At 58.9% G+C, this 18,085-nt stretch carries 18 protein-coding genes; 12 read left to right on the forward strand and 6 right to left on the reverse strand.

The genetic code is table 11. The features are described 5' to 3' along the window. Positions 1-78 precede the first annotated feature (78 nt). From NLU14_RS16330 to lhpI, 11 genes are all read left to right on the forward strand, one after another. Positions 79-966 carry an AEC family transporter gene (locus tag NLU14_RS16330; protein ID WP_275708459.1) on the forward strand — a complete coding sequence of 296 codons (888 nt, stop codon included), beginning with the start codon at positions 79-81 and terminating at the stop codon, positions 964-966. A gap of 126 nt (positions 967-1,092) precedes the next feature. After that, positions 1,093-3,600 carry an acyl-CoA dehydrogenase gene (locus tag NLU14_RS16335; protein WP_275708461.1) on the forward strand — a complete coding sequence of 836 codons (2,508 nt, stop codon included), beginning with the start codon at positions 1,093-1,095 and terminating at the stop codon, positions 3,598-3,600. A gap of 212 nt (positions 3,601-3,812) precedes the next feature. After that, complete coding sequence (locus NLU14_RS16340) at positions 3,813-4,583, forward strand: ABC transporter ATP-binding protein (RefSeq protein WP_275708463.1); 771 nt, start codon at positions 3,813-3,815, stop codon at positions 4,581-4,583. Beyond that, positions 4,580-5,563 (forward strand): ABC transporter substrate-binding protein, encoded by a 984-nt coding sequence (locus NLU14_RS16345; RefSeq protein ID WP_275708465.1) that lies wholly within the window; start codon positions 4,580-4,582, stop codon positions 5,561-5,563. Before NLU14_RS16340 ends, NLU14_RS16345 begins: the two co-directional genes overlap by 4 nt. Positions 5,564-5,565: 2 nt before the next feature. Next, the gene (locus NLU14_RS16350; protein WP_275708467.1) at positions 5,566-6,336 is read left to right on the forward strand and encodes an ABC transporter permease; all 771 of its coding nucleotides are present in this window, start codon (positions 5,566-5,568) and stop codon (positions 6,334-6,336) included. Positions 6,337-6,528: 192 nt separating this feature from the next. Then, positions 6,529-7,317: an ABC transporter ATP-binding protein gene (locus tag NLU14_RS16355; RefSeq protein WP_275708469.1), complete on the forward strand. Its 789-nt coding sequence runs from the start codon at positions 6,529-6,531 to the stop codon at positions 7,315-7,317. Next, on the forward strand, positions 7,307-8,026 hold the full coding sequence (locus tag NLU14_RS16360; RefSeq protein ID WP_275708471.1) for an ABC transporter ATP-binding protein: 720 nt from the start codon (positions 7,307-7,309) through the stop codon (positions 8,024-8,026). The genes NLU14_RS16355 and NLU14_RS16360 overlap by 11 nt, the downstream gene beginning before the upstream one ends. Positions 8,027-8,090: 64 nt before the next feature. Further along, the gene (locus NLU14_RS16365) at positions 8,091-9,308 is read left to right on the forward strand and encodes an ABC transporter substrate-binding protein (RefSeq protein WP_275708473.1); all 1,218 of its coding nucleotides are present in this window, start codon (positions 8,091-8,093) and stop codon (positions 9,306-9,308) included. A 44-nt stretch (positions 9,309-9,352) separates the two neighbouring features. Beyond that, the gene (locus tag NLU14_RS16370; RefSeq protein WP_275708572.1) at positions 9,353-10,243 is read left to right on the forward strand and encodes a branched-chain amino acid ABC transporter permease; all 891 of its coding nucleotides are present in this window, start codon (positions 9,353-9,355) and stop codon (positions 10,241-10,243) included. 5 nt (positions 10,244-10,248) lie between these two features. Beyond that, positions 10,249-11,169 carry a branched-chain amino acid ABC transporter permease gene (locus tag NLU14_RS16375; RefSeq protein ID WP_275708475.1) on the forward strand — a complete coding sequence of 307 codons (921 nt, stop codon included), beginning with the start codon at positions 10,249-10,251 and terminating at the stop codon, positions 11,167-11,169. Between the two features lie 5 nt (positions 11,170-11,174). Then, complete coding sequence (gene lhpI / locus NLU14_RS16380) at positions 11,175-12,113, forward strand: bifunctional Delta(1)-pyrroline-2-carboxylate/Delta(1)-piperideine-2-carboxylate reductase (protein ID WP_275708476.1); 939 nt, start codon at positions 11,175-11,177, stop codon at positions 12,111-12,113. Between the two features lie 5 nt (positions 12,114-12,118). On the opposite strand, the gene NLU14_RS16385 is transcribed toward lhpI, so the two are convergent. Further along, complete coding sequence (locus NLU14_RS16385; RefSeq protein ID WP_275708479.1) at positions 12,119-13,072, reverse strand: LysR family transcriptional regulator; 954 nt, start codon at positions 13,070-13,072, stop codon at positions 12,119-12,121. Positions 13,073-13,308: 236 nt separating this feature from the next. On the opposite strand from NLU14_RS16385, the gene NLU14_RS16390 reads away from it, so the two are divergent. After that, positions 13,309-14,214, forward strand: a complete 906-nt coding sequence (locus NLU14_RS16390) for a DMT family transporter (protein ID WP_275708481.1) — start codon at positions 13,309-13,311, stop codon at positions 14,212-14,214. Here NLU14_RS16390 and NLU14_RS16395 read toward each other — a convergent pair. From NLU14_RS16395 to NLU14_RS16415, 5 genes are all read right to left on the reverse strand, one after another. Continuing rightward, positions 14,187-14,621 carry a hypothetical protein gene (locus NLU14_RS16395; protein WP_275708483.1) on the reverse strand — a complete coding sequence of 145 codons (435 nt, stop codon included), beginning with the start codon at positions 14,619-14,621 and terminating at the stop codon, positions 14,187-14,189. The two genes, NLU14_RS16390 and NLU14_RS16395, sit on opposite strands and share 28 nt — an antisense overlap. A gap of 186 nt (positions 14,622-14,807) precedes the next feature. After that, positions 14,808-15,362 (reverse strand): gamma-glutamylcyclotransferase, encoded by a 555-nt coding sequence (locus NLU14_RS16400; protein WP_275708485.1) that lies wholly within the window; start codon positions 15,360-15,362, stop codon positions 14,808-14,810. Positions 15,363-15,396: 34 nt separating this feature from the next. Beyond that, on the reverse strand, positions 15,397-16,029 hold the full coding sequence (locus NLU14_RS16405; protein WP_275708487.1) for a MarC family protein: 633 nt from the start codon (positions 16,027-16,029) through the stop codon (positions 15,397-15,399). Positions 16,030-16,113: 84 nt separating this feature from the next. Then, complete coding sequence (gene rluF, locus NLU14_RS16410; RefSeq protein WP_275708489.1) at positions 16,114-17,055, reverse strand: 23S rRNA pseudouridine(2604) synthase RluF; 942 nt, start codon at positions 17,053-17,055, stop codon at positions 16,114-16,116. A 24-nt stretch (positions 17,056-17,079) separates the two neighbouring features. Then, complete coding sequence (locus NLU14_RS16415; protein ID WP_275708491.1) at positions 17,080-18,084, reverse strand: GlxA family transcriptional regulator; 1,005 nt, start codon at positions 18,082-18,084, stop codon at positions 17,080-17,082. Between the last annotated feature and the right edge of the window lies 1 nt (position 18,085).

The following is an 18,085-nucleotide window of genomic DNA, read 5'->3' on the forward strand; positions in this document are numbered from 1 at the left end:
GAACCCGGTATACTTGCGAACCTAACGGATTATTTGGTTACCCCAGCGCTTACCCCAGTTAATCCCCGGAGCCATTGAATGCTTGCCCAGATCCTGTCCACGATGTTGCCGGTGTTCCTGATCGCCGGCTGTGGCGCCCTTTACGGCCGTTATCGCACGCCCGACATCAAGGGGTTGAACACTCTGAACATGGAACTCTTTGTGCCCATGTTGGTGTTCGCGGTTCTGGCGGATCAGCAGGCACCACTGCAGGAGTATACCAGCCTGGCCCTCGCCGCAACGGTGGTGGTGCTGGGTTCCGGCATTGTGCTCTATCCCCTGGCCAGGGTTCTGGACCTGAACCTGAAAACCTTCCTGCCGCCAATGATGTTCAACAACTGCGGCAACATGGGGATTCCCGTGCTGGTGTTCGCCTTTGGCGAGGCAGCATTGCCGGCAGCCGTTGTACTGTTTGTCGTGGGGATGCTGTTGCACTTTACCGTAGGCATTTACATGCTGGACCCACACACCTCCATCATCAAACGGCTACGCCTGCCCGTTGTTTTTGCCAGCATTGCCGGCCTGGCGGTCAATTTCGGTGGCGTGCCCATGCCACAATGGCTGCTGGAAACCCTGAATATGCTTGGCGGGGTGTGTATTCCTCTGATGCTGTTTACTCTGGGTGTGCGCATGCTGGATGTGGATTTCGGTGACTGGAAACTCGGTGTTCTGGGCGCTATTGCCGGCCCTGCTTCCGGGCTGATCCTGGCCTGGCCGATGATCGCGATCCTGGACCTGCCGGGCATGCAGGTGGCCGCCTTGTGGGTCTTTGCCGCCATGCCACCTGCTGTACTGAACTACATGCTGGCGGAGCAGTACCAGCAGGAGCCCCACAAGGTGGCTTCACTGGTACTGATCAGCAACCTCGGAAGCCTGGTGGTCATGCCCATCGTGCTGGGGATGGTGTTTGCGGCGGGCTACGTATGAACATCCACGGATAAGAGCCAGGGCGATAAGCCAGGATAGCCGCTCCAGGTGCTTGCATCAGTTCTGGCTTTGGCCGAAGGTAAGAACTATTCAGGTTGAATTTCATTCCGATACGGAGATCCGCCCATGAGTGTTCTGCTTCTCCTCCTCAGTGCTCTGGTACTGGTTTACCTTGGCATTGGCGGCACTACAGCCGCAGCCGTGCTGGTTATCGCCACGGTTATTGGCCTGTTTCAGGATGGCTGGCACATACTCAGCATCCTGTTCGGCGGCGGCCTTCTTGCCCTTGGCCTGGTGTTGGTGCTACCGGGCGACCTGCGCCGCGAAAAGTTCAGTGCTCCTCTGCTCGGATGGGTGCGGGGCCGGCTCCCCAAACTCTCGGATACCGAAGCCGAGGCATTGCGCTCGGGTACCGTTGACTGGGACGGAGAGCTGTTCTCCGGCCAGCCCAAGTGGTCGAAGCTGCTGGATGCCAAGCCTGCTCACCTGTCAAGCGAGGAGCAGGCGTTCCTGGACGGGCCGGTGGAAAAGCTCTGCGGCATGCTGGATGACTGGAAAATCACCCACGAAGACTATGACCTACCCAACAAGGTCTGGAAATTCATTCGCGAGAATGGTTTCTTCGGGCTGCTGATTCCCAAGGAGCAGGGTGGCAAGGGCTTCTCCCACACCGCCCATTCCGAAATCGTAATGAAGATTTCCACCCGCAGCGTGTCCGCTGCCGTTACCGTTATGGTGCCCAACTCCCTCGGCCCGGGCGAACTGCTGATGGAGTACGGCACCGACGCCCAGCAGGAATACTACCTGCCCCGGTTGGCGGGCGGCGAGGAAATCCCGTGCTTTGCCCTGACCTCTCCAGTCGCCGGTTCCGATGCCGGTGCCATTCCGGACAAGGGCATCGTCTGCAAGGGCCAGTGGGACGGCAAGGAAGTGTTGGGCCTGAAGGTAACCTGGAACAAGCGCTACATCACACTGGCACCGGTCGCCACGCTGATCGGCCTGGCCATCAAGGTATACGACCCTGACAAGCTGCTGGGCGACTCCGATGAGATCGGCGTAACCTGCGTGATGGTGCCCCATGACCTTGAGGGCGTGCATTCCGGCGCCCGCCATCTGCCCATGAACACCGTGTTCATGAACGGTCCGACCTGGGGCAATGATGTCTTTATTCCCATGGACCAGGTCATCGGTGGCCAGGAAATGCTGGGCAAAGGCTGGAAAATGCTGCTGGAGTGCCTGTCCATCGGCCGTTCCATCTCCCTGCCCGCATTGGGCACCGGCGCCGGCAAGGTCGCCAGCCTGGCGACCGGCTCCTATGCCTTGACGAGGGAACAGTTCGGCCGCTCCATCAGTCAGTTTGAAGGGGTGCAGGAAGCCCTCGAGCCCATCGCCGGCTACACCTATATGATGGACGCCGCGCGGTTGCTGACATCGGGCATGCTGGACCGCGGTGTACGCCCGTCCGTGCCCTCCGCGGTGCTCAAGTATCGCAATACCGACCTGATGCGCACGGTGATCAACCACGCCATGGACGTGGTGGCCGGTCGCGGTGTGATTACCGGGCCGCGCAACTTCCTGGCCCGTGCTTACCAGGCGGTGCCGATCGGCATCACGGTGGAGGGCGCCAATATCCTCACCCGAAGCCTGATGGTGTTCGGCCAGGGAGCCATCCGTTGTCACCCGTTCATCGTCGAGGAAATCGAAGCAGCGGGCATGGAAGACAAGAAGGCCGCTGTCGACAAATTCGACGGTATCTTCTACCGCCATATCGCCCACACCACCCGCAATGCGTTGCGCTCATTCCTGCTGGCACTCACTGGCGGCTGGCTGGAACCGGTTCCACGCCAGGGCAACATCCAGTCCAGCTATCGCCAGCTTGCCCGCTTCTCGGCGGCCTTTGCGCTGATGACCGACGTCACCCTGCTCACCATCGGTGGCGGCTTGAAGGCCCGCCAGCGTCTGTCCGGCCGCATGGCGGACTGCTTGGTGCACCTGTATTACGCCACAGCGGTAATCAAGCAATGGCACGAAGAAGGCTACCCGGAAGACCAGCGCCCGCTGGTGGACTGGTGCCTGCAAACCAGCCTGCGGGACCTCAAGACATCCATGCGCAAGCTGATCATCAACTTCCCGGTACCCCTGCTGCGCTGGCCGTTGCGGGTACTGGTGTTCCCGCTGGGCGCCACCGGCCTGAATGGACCGGACGACACCCTCGGCACCGAAGTTGCGGCCAGTATCGTCAAGGACACGCCCTTACGCCAGCGCATCAGCCGTGGTAGCTATATCAACACGGATCCGGACGACCCCCTGGGCCGCGTGCTGAATGCTTACCGGCTGGCCAATGAAACCCGCGAAATGCGCGAACGCCTGCATGAAGCCCTGCGTAATCGCGATGAAGATGAGTTGGGCGGCATTGATCTGCTGATGGGCCACGAGCGCAAGGAACTGGTGGACTGGGCCTGTGAGCAGGGCGTGGTGCAGAAAGAGGAGTGTGACAAGCTGTTGGAAGCACTGGAAGCGCTCTACGATGTGATCCGTGTGGATGCGTTTGACGCGGATGGCCTGAAGGCGCTGTCACGATGCGCCAAGGGTAAGCGTAAAGTCGTGGAACGCCCACCCAAAGAAGAAGAGTGATCTCCTTCAGCCGCACCCCAGACCGGGTGCGGCTGAAGGCTCGCTACAATCTGCCTCCCCCCAACTGCACGTCCTTATTACCTCAGCCTTTCACTATGATTAACACATCCTATGAAAGTAGATTCAGAAAGCGCTTTTTCTGATGAACTTTTAGTTATAAAATATTCAGTATATATTTCATTTTAGAATATATTGATATTCCGGCAGGCTATATGAAACTTCAGTTCAGTCAGGTAACCAAATCTTTTGGCGACCTGAGCGTTATCAAGCAATTCGACACCACCATCGAAACTGGAGAAATAGTGGCACTCGTTGGCCCCTCCGGTTGTGGTAAATCCACGCTGCTGCATATGGTCGCGGGTTTGCAGAGTGCCTCTTCCGGCACATTGACAGCCGGTGGTAAAAGCGTCTCGAAGCCATCACCGGAGCGAACCCTGGTGTTCCAGGAGCATGCCCTCTACCCCTGGATGACGCTGATCGAGAACGTGGCCCTGGCCCTGGAGTTCCAGAACCAACCCAAGCAGGCCGCCCGTGCAGAAGCCCGTAAATGGCTGGACCGGGTAAAGCTTACCGGGTTCGAGGAATATTACCCGCACCAGGTGTCGGGTGGCATGCGCCAGCGTTGTGCCCTGGCGCGGGCCTTTATTGCCCGGCCTCAGGTTCTTTTGCTGGACGAGCCGTTTGGTGCTCTCGATGCACTCACACGAATGACACTGCAAAGCGTTCTGAAAGACCTGATCGAGGAAGAGCGCCCAACGGTGGTTCTGGTCACCCACGATGTGGACGAAGCCCTTTACCTGGCAGACAGGGTGCTGGTGTTCAGCAACCGCCCCGCCGTTGTGCTCAAGGAACTTACCCTGGGCCATATTCCCAAAACCCACGACTTGTCAGCGTTCGCCGATATTCGTCGCGACGTTCTGAACCTGCTCGGTATCGACACCGACACAACCTCAACCCCTGTTGAGCAAGGAGAAACTGTATGATTCGCTGGTTACTTACGGCTGTTCTGGCACTGATGATTGCCAGTCCTGTGACTGCGGCAGAAGAATTCCGGGTCGGTTACGTCCGGGTTATGGACGACGCCCAGGCTATGCTGGCCTATGAGGCGGGGCTGTATGAAAAGTACGGTCTGGACGCAAAACTGATCGAATTCAGCTCCGGTACCGACCTTATAAAGGGTATCGTTGGCGGCCAGCTTGATATTGGTGTGCTTGGGTTCTCCAACGCCTTCACCTGGGTGTCTCGCGGAGCGGACCTGAAAATCGTCGGCGGCGCCCAGCGCGGTTATCACTCCCTGCTGGTGCGTGAAGATTCCGGCATCGAGTCGGTAGCGGACCTGAAGGGCAAAAACCTGGCTTCCCAGAAGCAGGGTAGCACTGCCGATATCGTGCTCAAGGGCGTGATGCTGGACAATGCCGGCCTTCAGCCCGACGACCTGAACATCATGGGCGTGGCACCGGCAGTGGCCGTTCAGTCGCTGGTCGGTGGTCGTGTTGACGCTGCTTTCCTGTTCGAACCCTACGACCGCATCGCCCAGCTGGTGGCCCCCGTTAAACAGATCTATGAGATCGGCGAAGTCTGGCCGTTCCCCTGCATGGTGGTGATCACCTCGGCCGAGACCCTGAAGAATCGTAAAGACGTTCTCTGGGCCGCTCTGGATGCCCAGCGTGAGGCCATCGAGATGCTGGAAAGCGAACCCGCCAAGGCGGCCCCGCTGATCACCGACTACTTCATTAAGGATGAGTTTGTCGAGTCGCGCAATCAGGGCAAGATTCCCGCCGAGAAGGTCATTACCCAGGCCATCCAGACCAACGACTTCAGCGCCAAGCTGAGCGAGAACGACATCAGTCGCATGAAGGAACTGGCCGGCATCATGAAGGCCCAGGGCATTCTGCCAGCGGAAGGCGACTTCAACGTTGACGCGCTGCTTGATCTGTCCTGGCAGAAGGCCCGTGAGCTTTAAGCATGAGCACTAATCAAACCACCGGCGTCGCCAGCAAACGGGCCTATGTGGTCGCCATCGCCGTCATCCTGTTCTTCTGGCAGGTGGCGGCCTGGTTCCTGCCGGACTTTCTGATGCCGGACGTGCCCGCCGCCTTTGTCCGCCTGTGGGAAGAGTTCAATAGCCCAACCTTTTGGGAAGGGTTGGGCAACAGCATGACCCGCCTGGGTGCGGGCTATGGCTCCGCGATTGTACTTGGCATCCTGATCGGGCTGGTGGGCGGCACCCTGAATGCGGTTCGCAGCCCACTCAAAGCCGCCATCATCATTCTACAATCGATCCCTTCCATTGCCTGGGTGCCGCTATTCCTGATCCTGATGGGCTTCGGCAACCTTCCAATCATTGTGGTGGTGGCCATTGGTGCTTTTTTCCCCACCGCATTGAGCGTAATGAATGCCACTGAAAGTGTGGAGAAAGTGCATATTTCGGCAGCCAGAGTGATGGGCGCCTCAAAATTCCAGATGCTCAAGCGGGTATATTTCCCGGCCGTCACTCCAGAACTGATCACTGGTGCCCAGCTGGCCTTCGGCAACGCCTGGCGCGCGCTGATTTCCGCCGAGATGATCGTCGGTTTCAGTGCCGGCCTTGGCAAATCCCTGGCCTATTCCGGTGAAATCGCCGACATGACCGGGGTGATGACCAACATCCTGGTGATCGCCATCCTGGCCGCGGTGATTGATCAGGTCATCCTTGAACGCATCAAGCACCGGCTGCTGCGTTACCAGTATCTGTAAATTCTGTTTCCGCTTTCCGGGAGGCGCCCTGCCTCCCCACTTTTCTTGACAGACTCCACACCCTCCGACTATTACTGAATGTCAGTTCAATTGGCAGTATCTGCAACCTTTTCAGAAAAAAGTTTGAATAACAAAGAATAACGAACTTCCGGCACACCAGTCGCCGACTTGAACCGAAAGGGGTGTATTTCCGTGAACAACCAGGCTGCGGACGAGCAGGCAACACCTTCCCCGATCATCCTTGAAACCCGGAATCTACAGAAAGATTTCAAGGGCTTTACCGCCATCAACAACGTCAACGTGAAAGTGGAGACAGGCAGCATCCATGCCCTGATTGGCCCCAACGGTGCCGGCAAAACCACTTTTTTCAACCTGCTGACCCGGTTTATCAAAGCCAGTGCAGGCCAGATTATCTACGACGGCAAAGACATCACCCACTCCCGGCCCGCCGGCATTGCCCAGCAAGGCATGATCCGCTCGTTCCAGATCTCGGCGGTGTTTCCCCACCTGTCCGCCCGTGAAAATGTGCGCATTGCCCTGCAGCGCACATTAGGGGTGTCCTACCAGTTCTGGCGCTCCAAACGGGTTCTGGATCAGCTGAATGAGGAAGCCCAGACGACCCTGGAACTGGTGGAACTCGGCTCCTTTGCCGACACCAAGGCAGGTGAATTACCCTACGGCCAGAAGCGGGCCCTGGAAATTGCCACCACCATCGCCCTGAAGCCCCGGCTGATGCTGCTGGACGAGCCCACCCAGGGCATGAGTTCCGAGGATGTGGGCACAGTCACCGATCTGATCAGACGGGTGGTCGAAGGCCGGACCATCGTGATGGTGGAACACAACCTGAATGTGGTTTCCAGCCTGGCCGATACCATCACCGTGCTCAACCGGGGGGAAGTACTGGCGGAAGGCGATTACGAGACCGTATCCACCAACCCTGCCGTGATGGAAGCCTACATGGGAACCACCGATGTCGCCTGATCAACGCCCGGAATTGCTCCGAATTGAAAACCTGCACGCCTGGTACGGCGAGTCTCACATTCTCCACGGTATGAACCTGATCCTGCGAGAGGGCGAAGTGATCACGCTGCTGGGCCGCAACGGGTCCGGGCGCACGACCACGTTGAAAGCCATTCTTGGCCTGGTGGGCCGGCGCACCGGCTCGATCAAGATCCACGGCACGGAAATCATCAACATGCCCACGCACCGGATTGCCCATGTCGGCAAACTCGGCTACTGCCCGGAGGAGCGTGGCATTTTTGCCTCCCTCAATGTCGACGAAAATCTGGAACTTCCACCGGTGGTCGCCGAGGGCGGCCTGTCGGTAGACGACATCTACACCATGTTCCCTAACCTCAAGGAACGGCGGAAAAGCCAGGGCTCGAAACTCTCCGGCGGTGAACAGCAGATGCTGGCCATTGCTCGTATCCTGCGCACGGGTGCCACCCTGCTGTTGCTGGACGAGATTACCGAAGGACTGGCGCCGGTGATCCTGAAATCCCTGGGGCAGGTGATTCGTAAACTCCGAGAGAAGGGGTTCACCATCATCCTTGTGGAACAGAACTTTCGCTTTGCCGCACCTCTGGCGGACCGTCACTATGTCATTGAGCACGGTCAGGTGGTGGAACAGATTGAAGCCGCTGATCTTGAGGCCAAAAAAGAGCAGTTGAACAGGCACCTGAGTGTCTGAGCCCGAGGGCCTGGGGCACCACAGGCGCACCGACCCTGAATCTAACAAGAAAAGGAATACCACTATGTTCAAGCACTGGAAACAAGGTCTGGCAAGCACCGTCGTAATAGCCACATTGGTGATGCCGCTCACCGCAACCGCCGAACTGACAGACGGTAAACTCAAAATTGGTGTACTCAGTGACATGTCCGGGGTTTACAAGGCTCTCGAAGGCCCCGGCGCTGTGGTTGCTGCCAAAATGGCCATCGAAGACTTTGGTGGTTCCGTCCTCGATCAACCGGTGGAAGTCATCTCCGCCGATCACCAGAACAAGCCGGATATCGGCGCCAGCACCGCCCGGGAATGGATCGATGCCGAGGAAGTCGACATGATCACTGCCCTGGACAACTCCTCGGTGGCCCTGTCGGTGCAGGGACTGGCCAATGACAAGAAGATCATCACCATGAACACCGGCGCCGGCACCACTGCCCTTACCGAGGACCAGTGCACGCCTTATGGCATTCACTATGTCTACGACACCCACGCGTTGCCTGTGGGCACGGCCACGGCCATGGTCAAGAACGGCGGCGAGAGCTGGTTCTTTATCACCGCCGACTATGCCTTTGGCCACTCCCTGCGGGACAATACCGGCGCGGTAGTGGAGAGCCTCGGTGGTGAAGTGGTTGGCAACGTTAACGCGCCGCTGTCCACCAACGATTTCTCGTCCTATTTGCTACAGGCTCAGTCCTCCGGTGCCGACGTTATCTGCCTGGCCAACGCCGGGCAAGACACGGTGAACGCCATCAAGCAGGCCAACCAGTTCCAGATCGTGCAAAGCGGGCAAAAACTGGCGGGCATGCTGGTGTTCATCACCGACGTTCATAGCATGGGCCTGGACATTGCCCAGGGGCTGCAGTTCACCACCGCTTTCGTATGGAACCAGAACGACGAAGCCCGGGCCTGGTCAGAGCGCTTCTTTGAACGCCACGGCGCCATGCCCACCATGGTGCACGCCGGGGTTTACTCCGCCGTCACCAACTACCTGAAAGCGGTCGAGGAGACCGGTACCGACGACAGCGATACCGTTCGCGCCAAGCTGGGCGAGATGACCCTGAACGATATGTTTGTGAAGAATGGCTCCATCCTGCCCAATGGCACCATGCTGCACGACATGTACCTGGTGGAAGTGAAGAAGCCCTCCGAGTCCGAAAGCGAATGGGACCTGCTGAGGGTGGTATCGAAGATTCCAGCGGAGCAGGCGTTTATTCCGCTGTCCGAATCCAAGTGTCCGCTGGTTAACTAACGGCAGGATCAACCACTGCTTCCGGGGAGAAAACCGACGTGTCAATGCAGGTCATACTGGCCCAGGCGCTGCTTGGGCTGAACGTGGGTGTGTTTTACGCCATGTTGAGCCTGGGGCTGGCAGTGATATTCGGCTTGCTGAATATCATCAACTTTGCCCATGGCGCCATGTACATGCTGGGGGCGTTCATCGCCCTCATCGGCTACTCTCTGCTGGAGCAATGGTTCGGAATCAGCCTTCAGATAGGATTCTGGGCGTCGCTGCTGGTGGCGCCCGTTATCGTCGGCATTCTTGGGGTACTGATTGAGCGCCTGATGCTCAAGCGACTGTATGAGCTCGATCATATTTACGGGCTGCTGCTCACCTTCGGCATCACGCTCATCCTTCAGGGCCTGTTCGCCAACTATTTCAATGTGTCCGGCACGCCTTACCCGGGCCAGCCGGAAGCACTCAGCGGTGTGGTAAATCTCGGGTTCATGTACTTCCCCACATACCGCCTGTTTGCCATCGTGTTTTCGCTGGTGGTCTGTTTCGCCACCTGGTGGGTCATCGAACACACCAAACTCGGTTCCAGGCTGCGGGCCGGCGTGGAAAACCCCGACCTGACCCAGGCTTTCGGCCTGAATGTCCCCCTGATGGTCACCCTGACCTTTGCCTTTGGCGCTGGCCTGGCCGGCCTGGCTGGCGTGCTGGCGGCGCCGATCTATTCTGTCAGCCCACTGATGGGGGCCGACCTGATCATCGTGGTGTTTGCCGTGGTGGTCATCGGCGGCATGGGCTCGATCATGGGAGCCATTCTCTCCGGCCTCGCCCTGGGACTGGTGGAAGGCCTTACCAAGGTTTTCTACCCACCCGCCGCCAGTACCGTGATTTTCTTCCTTATGGTGCTGGTGCTGCTGTTCCGCCCCGCCGGCCTGTTTGGTAAGGAGAAGTAAGCGCCATGACCAACCGCATCCTCTTTGTCCTCATGCTGGTGGCAGGCCTGACCGCGCCCCTGTTCGCCTATCCGGTGTTCGTCATGGACCTGCTGTGTTTTGCACTGTTCGCCTGTGCCTTCAACCTGTTGCTGGGCTATGCCGGCCTGCTCTCGTTCGGCCATGCCGCGTTCTTCGGCGGCGCCGCCTACATTACCGGTTACGTCACCAAGGAATGGGGCTTTACCCCGCTGCTTGGCATACTCGCCGGCGCGGGGTTTGCCATGGTGCTCGGCGCGGCCTTCGGCTTCCTGGCCATACGCCGCCAGGGCATATACTTCGCCATGGTGACCCTGGCACTGGCCCAGATCATTTACTTCCTGGCCCTGCAGATGCCCTTCACCGGCGGCGAGAACGGCCTGCAAGGCATTCCCCGGGGGCACCTGTTCGGCCTGATTGACCTGAACAACTCCCTTACCATGTACTATTTTGTGTTTGCCATCTTCGTTATCGGCTTCGGCATTATTTACCGCACTATCAATTCGCCGTTCGGTGAAGTACTGCAGGCGATCCGGGAAAACGAATCCCGCGCCCTCTCCCTGGGCTACGATGTGGATCACTTCAAACTGCTCGCCTTCGTGATATCCGCCACCCTGGCCGGTCTGGCCGGTGCCACCAAGGCAATCATATTTCAGTTTGCCGCGCTCACCAGCGCTCACTGGCAAACCTCCGGCGAAGTCATTCTGATGACCCTGGTCGGCGGACTGGGCACGGTATTCGGCCCGGTGGTTGGCGCCATCCTCGTGGGCGCACTCAGCCACGAGCTGTCCGCTTTTGGTTCCTGGGTACAGGTGATACTCGGTACTATTTTCGTGGTCTGCGTCATGGTATTCCGTCGCGGCATCATCGGTGAACTCCAGCGACTGGTCAGTCGAAAGCAGGGTTAATGTATATGCGTTTCATTTCTGCACAGGAGGTGGCCGGCGCACTGGCATGGCCGGCACTGATCGAGCGTCTCGCGACCACCTTCCGCGAGGGCGTGGAAGCGCCACCAAGACATCATCACACCATGCATCGCCCGGATGGCGAGGCCACCATGCTTCTGATGCCGGCCTGGGAAGAGGCTGGTTACATCGGCATGAAGATGGTCAACGTATTTCCGCAGAATGCCAGCGCCGGCCTGCCCGCTATCTCGGGTCTGTACATCCTGTGTGAGGACCAGCATGGTTATCCGCTCGCCTGTATCGACGGCAGCGCCCTGACCAGCCGTCGAACCGCAGCAGCCTCAGCGCTCGCGGCCCGGGAGCTTGCACGGAACGATGCTGAATCGTTGCTGGTGGTCGGTACCGGCAAGCTGGCACCGATGCTGATTGAGGCTCACGCGGCCGTTCGACCAATCCGCACCGTGCGGGTGTGGGGCCGAAATCCGGACAAGGCAGAAGCCCTGGCCGACAAATTCCGCAACCGGTTCTACTGCGAGGCAGTGACCGATCTGGAAACCGCGGTACCGGAGGCAGACATCATCAGCTGCGCAACCCTGTCGACCGAACCGCTGATCCGGGGCGAATGGCTACAACCTGGCAGCCATCTGGATCTGGTGGGTGCATTCCGGCCATCCATGCGGGAAACCGACGGCCAGTGCCTTGCCCGCAGCGAGGTATTTGTGGACACCTACGCCGGTGCCCTGGGCGAGGCTGGTGACATCCTGCAGGCCATCGACGAGGGCGTGTTCAGCGAGGCCGGCCTGAGGGCCGAGCTGGCAGAGTTACTGCGAGGCGACAAGCAGGGACGCACGAACGACAAGGCCATCACCCTGTTCAAATCAGTCGGTGCCTCGCTGGAAGACCTGGCCGCCGCCATTGAAGTCTGGGAAACCCTCGAAGGCGGCTAGCTCGGTCAGTCCCTCTCACCCCGAAGCCCGCCTTCAATGGCCTGACTCACCAACCAGCGCCGTAGCAGTTGAATTCCCTTTTCACGGCGGCGGCTGGTTTTCCAGGCGAAATAGAACTTGTCACCGGTCATCACCGGGTGACAGGGCACGCGGACGAAATCACCTGAATCCTTCCGCGTACTCAACATGTAGTCATTGGTCAACGCGATACCCTGATGAAAACGGGCCGCTTCCAATGCCAACAGCATGTGACTGAAGTGCTGTATACGCGCCGTGCCCGGAATTTTCTGGTCCACCGCCCGATACCATACTTCCCAGTCACCGGCGGCCTTGTCGAAAATGCTGTGGGTTGAAAGCAACGGAAACCGCGACACTTCCCCGGGCGACAACTCCGGCTCATCCAGCCCCTCAACCTCCGTGTCCCGCCCCAACTCACGACGGATGCGCTGCCAGTAATCTTGACTGCACACCGGAAACAGCCGCTCGGTATACAGCAACTCATAACTGAACGCCGCCGACGAAGGCTTGATGGTAATAAAACAATCCGCCACCCGGTCCGACAACACCGGATTCTCACTGCTCATCTCCAGCGACAGCTCCAACTGCGGATGCTCCCGCTGCAAATCCGGCAAACGAGGCACCAGCCAACGCACCGCAAACGAGCTGAACACCGATAGCCGCAATCGCGACTCCTCGTGGCCCAGTAGCTGCTCACTCACCCGCTCAATCTGCAATAGGGCCGACCCCACCCCATCCAGATACTGCCGCCCCTCATCGGTCAGCGTCAGAGTGCGGCCACTGCGCCAAAACAGCTTCTCACCGAGATAGGTCTCCAACTGCTTGATCTGGTGACTGATCGCGCTCTGGCTTACGGCCAGTTCCTCCGCCGCCAACGAAAAGCTGTTCAACCGGGCAACGGCCTCAAATACAGGGAGGGATTTCAGGGGTGGAAGCTTCATTATCTAAATTTCTAATGATAAGTGACTAAAGATCATTTTATCGGATAGTAATACACCAGTAGACTCACCACCACAAGTTCAGGGAGCCCTGCGCATCACCCTTTCCAAAACTGTACGGAGCCATGGATGGCGGAGTCCAAGCGTCACATGGATGTGCCGAAGGAGCGTGTTTTGGAAAGGGTGATGCGCAGGGCGACGACTCCAATGCCGGAGGACAACCAAGAGGAACCGGACTCATGTCAGGCAAAACCGTAAACAGTGCAATCCTTCTGCTGGTGATCGGCAACGCCATGGCATTGATCAGTGACGTCTTCATCAAACTGATGGAACCCGGCACCTCCGTCTTCCAGTTTGCCTTCGTGCGCTGCGTCATTACCCTGCTGCTGTTACTGCCTCTGGCAGGACAGCTCAACCGCAAACACCTGTTCTCCGGCATCAAAGTCCACGCCGTGCGCGCCCACGTGCACCTGGCCGGCCTCCTGTGCATGGTCGTTGCCCTTGGCAACCTCCCGCTGGCCACCGCCAACGCCGTGTTCTATGCCGCCCCTATACTGGTCATGGTGCTGTCCGTCTTCCTGTTCCGGGAAAAGCTCACCCCGCTGAGCGTCTTCGCCGTGTTCAGCGGATTCGGCGGCATCATCGTCATTCTGCGCCCGGTGGAATTCAACTGGGCCGCCATCGCTGCGCTAGCCTCCGCCTTTACACTGGCCATCAACGCCGTCATGGTGCGCAAGCTGCCCAAAGAGCAAACCACGGTACACAAGCTATTGCTGAATTACGCACTGATCATCCCCGCAGCCGGGGCCCTCGCATGGTGGGAAGGCGCCGCCTGGGACAGCTCCATACTGATCAGCGCCCTGGGCTCTGCCCTCTTCATCCTGGGCTACAACATCACCGTACTGCTGGCGTACCAACAAGTGGATGCCAACCAGGTCACCAGTGCCGAGTACACCGGACTTATCTGGGCAGTCAGCATTGGCTGGATCTGGTTCAACGAAGTGCCGGACCTGTGGTTCCTGGCCGGCAGCACCATGATCGTGGTGCCCCTGATATTGATCGGCCTGCAACACCGGCGCCGTTCAGGGGCGCCGGCAAGAGGCTTTAATCCGGATACTCAGCGGGTAACATCAATCAACAACTGAGCGCCCTGCAATACCTGGTGTTCCAGGGGGTAAGAGCCACTGTTGTAATGAAACTGGAAACGAGTGCCGTGGTCACGCCTGTAATGGTGCCGGCTCTTGTTCCAGTGGTGTTTGTGGCCGTGATAGCCATGTTTACGCTGGAGGTATTTCTTGTGCTTCCAGCCGTGCTGCCGCTTGCTGTACTTTTTGTGCTTCCAGCCATGTTTGCGGTCCCGGTAGCCATGGTCGGCATACCTGTCACGATGCTGCGACGACAGAAACTTCTTGTGGTGAGGGGCTCCCCCGCCATGGTCTACTTTCTGGTAGAACCCCGCCTTGCGGTCCTCACGCTCGTACGAGTCCGCCATGGCCGGGGCTGTGGCCATCATCAGGCCGGCGAGGCAACTGCCAATAAGAAATCGTTTCATCGTTCTTCTCCCGATCCTTTCAGATCCCGGATATCAGCACTCACGAACAGGTTCGCGGGTGCTCCCTGACTTCAGGGTACGGAATTGCCGGGGAATGTCAGGTGATCGGGAAGTGCTTTGCACTTCTTTTACATGGGTGCGGGCGGTCTTTACAGTTGCCCTCTCCGCTTGATCCCTACGCCAGTCTCAAAGCAGGTGGGATTCCAGCTCAAACACGTGGGGATCATGATCACCCAACGCCCTGAGTGCCTCCGCCAGTTTCAGCAGATATTCACTGTTAGGGCCGCTGGGGCCTGAAGAGCATGCGATCTGGCGGGCAATATCAAGAGAAGAGGCTGGCCCCAGAAAGGCTGCATTATCCTCGGTGGCAATATAAACAAGGCCTTCCGCGCTGTCACCATCATCAAACACCATGGCGGTGCTGAAGCGCAGGTAGCCGTTTTTCTCCCGCACATCCAGGTGCCCGAACACCTCCGGTGACACACGATAGGCCATACCCTTACACAGTGCGCCCGGCTGCCTGATCAGCGTGACGACGCGACCCGGGGCTTCCGGGGTGCCACGGTGATCATGGGAGCCCTGCCAGAAACGACGGGCCCAGCCCTCAATCGTGGCGGGGCGCTGTTCGAGGAAGGGGAAATCCACCTTATAGATAAGGGAGCCATAGCCAAACAGCCACACGGAGGAGATTCCATCGAACTGCTGGCGGCTGCGGTTGTGTTCTACGGTATCAAACGACATTATCTGCCTCTCTCACGAACGCTGGCTGAGACCATCAGGTGGCCGTTGTCGAAGCGATAAAACCGGCGATACCCGTCAGCACGATTTCCGCTGCCATGGCGGACAGGATCAGGCCGCTGATCTTGGAGAGTATATTCAGTCCGGTTTTGCCCAGGACCTTTTCAAGGTAACCGGACAGGTGCAACAACACCGCCAGGATGGCCAGTCCCGATATCAGCCCCAGCAGACCACCTGCCACTTCCGGCAGGCGGTTCAGTTCAGCACCGTAGACCAGGATGGCACCAATGGTGGCGGGGCCGATCATTACCGGGATGGCCAGGGGCACCACCGCAATATCATCGCGGTCTTCATCCGGCAGCCCGGTGGCGTGGTTGCGGGTACCGCTGGTAACCAGGCTGATGGCGGTCAGGAACAGCAGGCTGCCGGCACCGATCCGGAACGAGTTCAGGGTGATGCCGATGGCACTGAACAGCAACGGGCCGACGAAGAATAGAACCAGCCCCAGGATCAGTGCCGACACGGTTGAACGCCGGATAATCGAGCTCTTTTCCGCCGCCGGCAGCCCCCTGGTCAGGGCCAGGAACATGGTCACCACAAAGAACGGCGCCAGCAGGAACAGGAAACGAATCGTGCTGCTGATGTAGGTACTGACAAACGCTTCAAACATTCGGAATATCCGGCCAAGGGTAAAAACGGTATAGCATAGCGGCAGCATTGCCTGCTTGCCGTAAGGAAGTGAACGTATCCCGGGCTAGCGTTTTTTGACGCTGGGCTTCCTGGGTTTGCGTGGCTTTGGGGGTCTGGCAGGTCTTCCCGGCCCCGGGGGTTTACCGCGCTTTCCAGCCGGTTTTCCTGGCATTCCCCCTTTTGCATTCTTGCCACGCGCGCCCTGGGTCGGTTTGCCGGCCTTTTTACCTGTTCTTTTGCCCGTTGGCTTCCTGGTTTCGCTGCGGGTGTCCGGGCTGACCTCCGATGAAGAATCCCGGATCATGTCGAAAAGCCCCTTCAACTCCTTTTCACCCAGATCGCGCCACTCGCCAACCGGCAGTCCCTTCAGGCTGATGTTCATGATGCGCATGCGCTCAAGCTTGGTGACTTCGTAATCGAAAAACTCGCACATGCGGCGGATCTGGCGGTTCAGGCCCTGCACCAGGGTGATGCGGAACACGAAACGGGATACCTTCTCGACCTTACACCGCTTGGTGACCGTGCCCAGTATCGGAACGCCGGCGCTCATGCCCTGGACAAACTCCGCGGTCACTGGTCTGTTGACGGTCACCAGGTATTCTTTCTCATGGTTGTTGCCGGCCCGCAGGATCTTGTTCACCAGGTCGCCGTTGCTGGTAAGAAAGATCAGCCCCTGGGAGTCCTTGTCCAGGCGGCCAATGGGGAATATTCGCTCGCCATGGCTAACATGGTTGACGATGTTCCGGGGTTCCGCCGGGTCGGTGGTGCTGACCACGCCCACGGGTTTGTTCAGGGCGATAAAGATCAGGTCCTCCTCGTCCCGGGGTTCGATCAGCTCGCCGTTGACCGTGACCCTGTCCCCGGGAAGGACCTGATCACCGACCTGGGCGGCCTTGCCGTTGATGGCGACGTTGCCGTTCTCGATGTAGCGGTCTGCCTCCCGCCGGGAACACATGCCACTCTCGCTGATGTATTTGTTGAGGCGGGTCGAGTTTTTGCCGGGCATGGGGTTCCTGTTCAAGGTCGATTACTAGGCCACTTTCGGGGATACATAGCTGAAACGCTTGCGATACTGCTCCATGGTACAACCTACCGTGCGTTTGAACAGCCTTCGGAACGAACTGGCATCTTCGTAGCCCACGCTCCAGATGATACGCGCGGTCTGTTCGCGGCTGGATTCCAGCAGGTGTTTGGCCGCCTCGATCCTCAGGTGTTGCAGGTAGCCGATAGGCGTCTCCCCGGTGGCTTCCTTGAAGCGGCGCTTGAAGGTTCGGGTGCCAAGGCCAGCCACAGCGGCCACCTCATCAATGGTCAGCGCATCGGAGTAATGTTGCTCAAGCCAGGTTTGCGCCTTGCGGATGGCGTCATCCTGATGGGCCTTCTGGCTATAGAACGCCATATAAGGTGTCTGCTCCATTCGTCGGCCATCCAGCACCAGCATCTTGCTGCAGGCCAGGGCAACGGCGGGCGAGGCGAAACGCTCCACCAGGTAAATGCACAGGTCCACAAACGCGGTGGCGCCGCCGGCGCAGATGATCTGGCCGTTATCCACCAGCAGTTGGTCTTCTTCCAGCCGCAGGTGCGGGTATCGGCTACGAAACAGTGGCGCGGCCCGCCAGTGGGTAGTGGCCACCTGGTCATCCAACAGCCCTGCTTCCGCCAGCACAAAGCTGCCGGTGCAGACACTGGCCAGCACCGCCCCTCTCTCCAGCGAGTCCTGCAACCACCCGTACAACGGTCGTGAAGGTGCCAGGGTCCGCTCCAGGCGCTCAGCGCCCACGGCGGCTTCCACCGAGGATCCCACCACAATCAGGTCCGCCTCAAAGTCCCCTCGTTGGCAGGTGGGCGTCACCACAGCGCCGCTGTAACCACGCACCGGCTGGTCATCCACCGTGACCACCTGGCAGTTGAACAGAGGTTCACTCCGACCAACCGGGTTGCGACCACAGAAATTCGCCACCGTGAAGAAGTCCATGATGCCGTGAACACCCGAGGCATGGCAGTTGGGGAAGGCGATGATGGCAACGTTGAACATG

Source organism: Marinobacter iranensis, from assembly GCF_029207565.1.
GTDB classification, from domain to species: Bacteria; Pseudomonadota; Gammaproteobacteria; order Pseudomonadales; family Oleiphilaceae; genus Marinobacter; species Marinobacter iranensis.

Bases quoted from the DNA above. Each gene is read 5' to 3' on its own strand.
- NLU14_RS16335 (WP_275708461.1), top strand. From the start codon at position 1,093: ATGAGTGTTCTGCTTCTCCTCCTCAGTGCTCTGGTACTGGTTTACCTT.
- NLU14_RS16395 (WP_275708483.1), bottom strand. From the start codon at position 14,621: ATGAAACGATTTCTTATTGGCAGTTGCCTCGCCGGCCTGATGATGGCC.
- NLU14_RS16345 (WP_275708465.1), top strand. From the start codon at position 4,580: ATGATTCGCTGGTTACTTACGGCTGTTCTGGCACTGATGATTGCCAGT.
- NLU14_RS16400 (WP_275708485.1), bottom strand. From the start codon at position 15,362: ATGTCGTTTGATACCGTAGAACACAACCGCAGCCGCCAGCAGTTCGAT.
- NLU14_RS16350 (WP_275708467.1), top strand. From the start codon at position 5,566: ATGAGCACTAATCAAACCACCGGCGTCGCCAGCAAACGGGCCTATGTG.
- lhpI (WP_275708476.1), top strand. From the start codon at position 11,175: ATGCGTTTCATTTCTGCACAGGAGGTGGCCGGCGCACTGGCATGGCCG.
- NLU14_RS16370 (WP_275708572.1), top strand. From the start codon at position 9,353: ATGCAGGTCATACTGGCCCAGGCGCTGCTTGGGCTGAACGTGGGTGTG.
- NLU14_RS16415 (WP_275708491.1), bottom strand. From the start codon at position 18,084: ATGTTCAACGTTGCCATCATCGCCTTCCCCAACTGCCATGCCTCGGGT.
- NLU14_RS16390 (WP_275708481.1), top strand. From the start codon at position 13,309: ATGTCAGGCAAAACCGTAAACAGTGCAATCCTTCTGCTGGTGATCGGC.
- rluF (WP_275708489.1), bottom strand. From the start codon at position 17,055: ATGCCCGGCAAAAACTCGACCCGCCTCAACAAATACATCAGCGAGAGT.
- NLU14_RS16385 (WP_275708479.1), bottom strand. From the start codon at position 13,072: ATGAAGCTTCCACCCCTGAAATCCCTCCCTGTATTTGAGGCCGTTGCC.
- NLU14_RS16365 (WP_275708473.1), top strand. From the start codon at position 8,091: ATGTTCAAGCACTGGAAACAAGGTCTGGCAAGCACCGTCGTAATAGCC.
- NLU14_RS16360 (WP_275708471.1), top strand. From the start codon at position 7,307: ATGTCGCCTGATCAACGCCCGGAATTGCTCCGAATTGAAAACCTGCAC.
- NLU14_RS16375 (WP_275708475.1), top strand. From the start codon at position 10,249: ATGACCAACCGCATCCTCTTTGTCCTCATGCTGGTGGCAGGCCTGACC.
- NLU14_RS16330 (WP_275708459.1), top strand. From the start codon at position 79: ATGCTTGCCCAGATCCTGTCCACGATGTTGCCGGTGTTCCTGATCGCC.
- NLU14_RS16405 (WP_275708487.1), bottom strand. From the start codon at position 16,029: ATGTTTGAAGCGTTTGTCAGTACCTACATCAGCAGCACGATTCGTTTC.
- NLU14_RS16340 (WP_275708463.1), top strand. From the start codon at position 3,813: ATGAAACTTCAGTTCAGTCAGGTAACCAAATCTTTTGGCGACCTGAGC.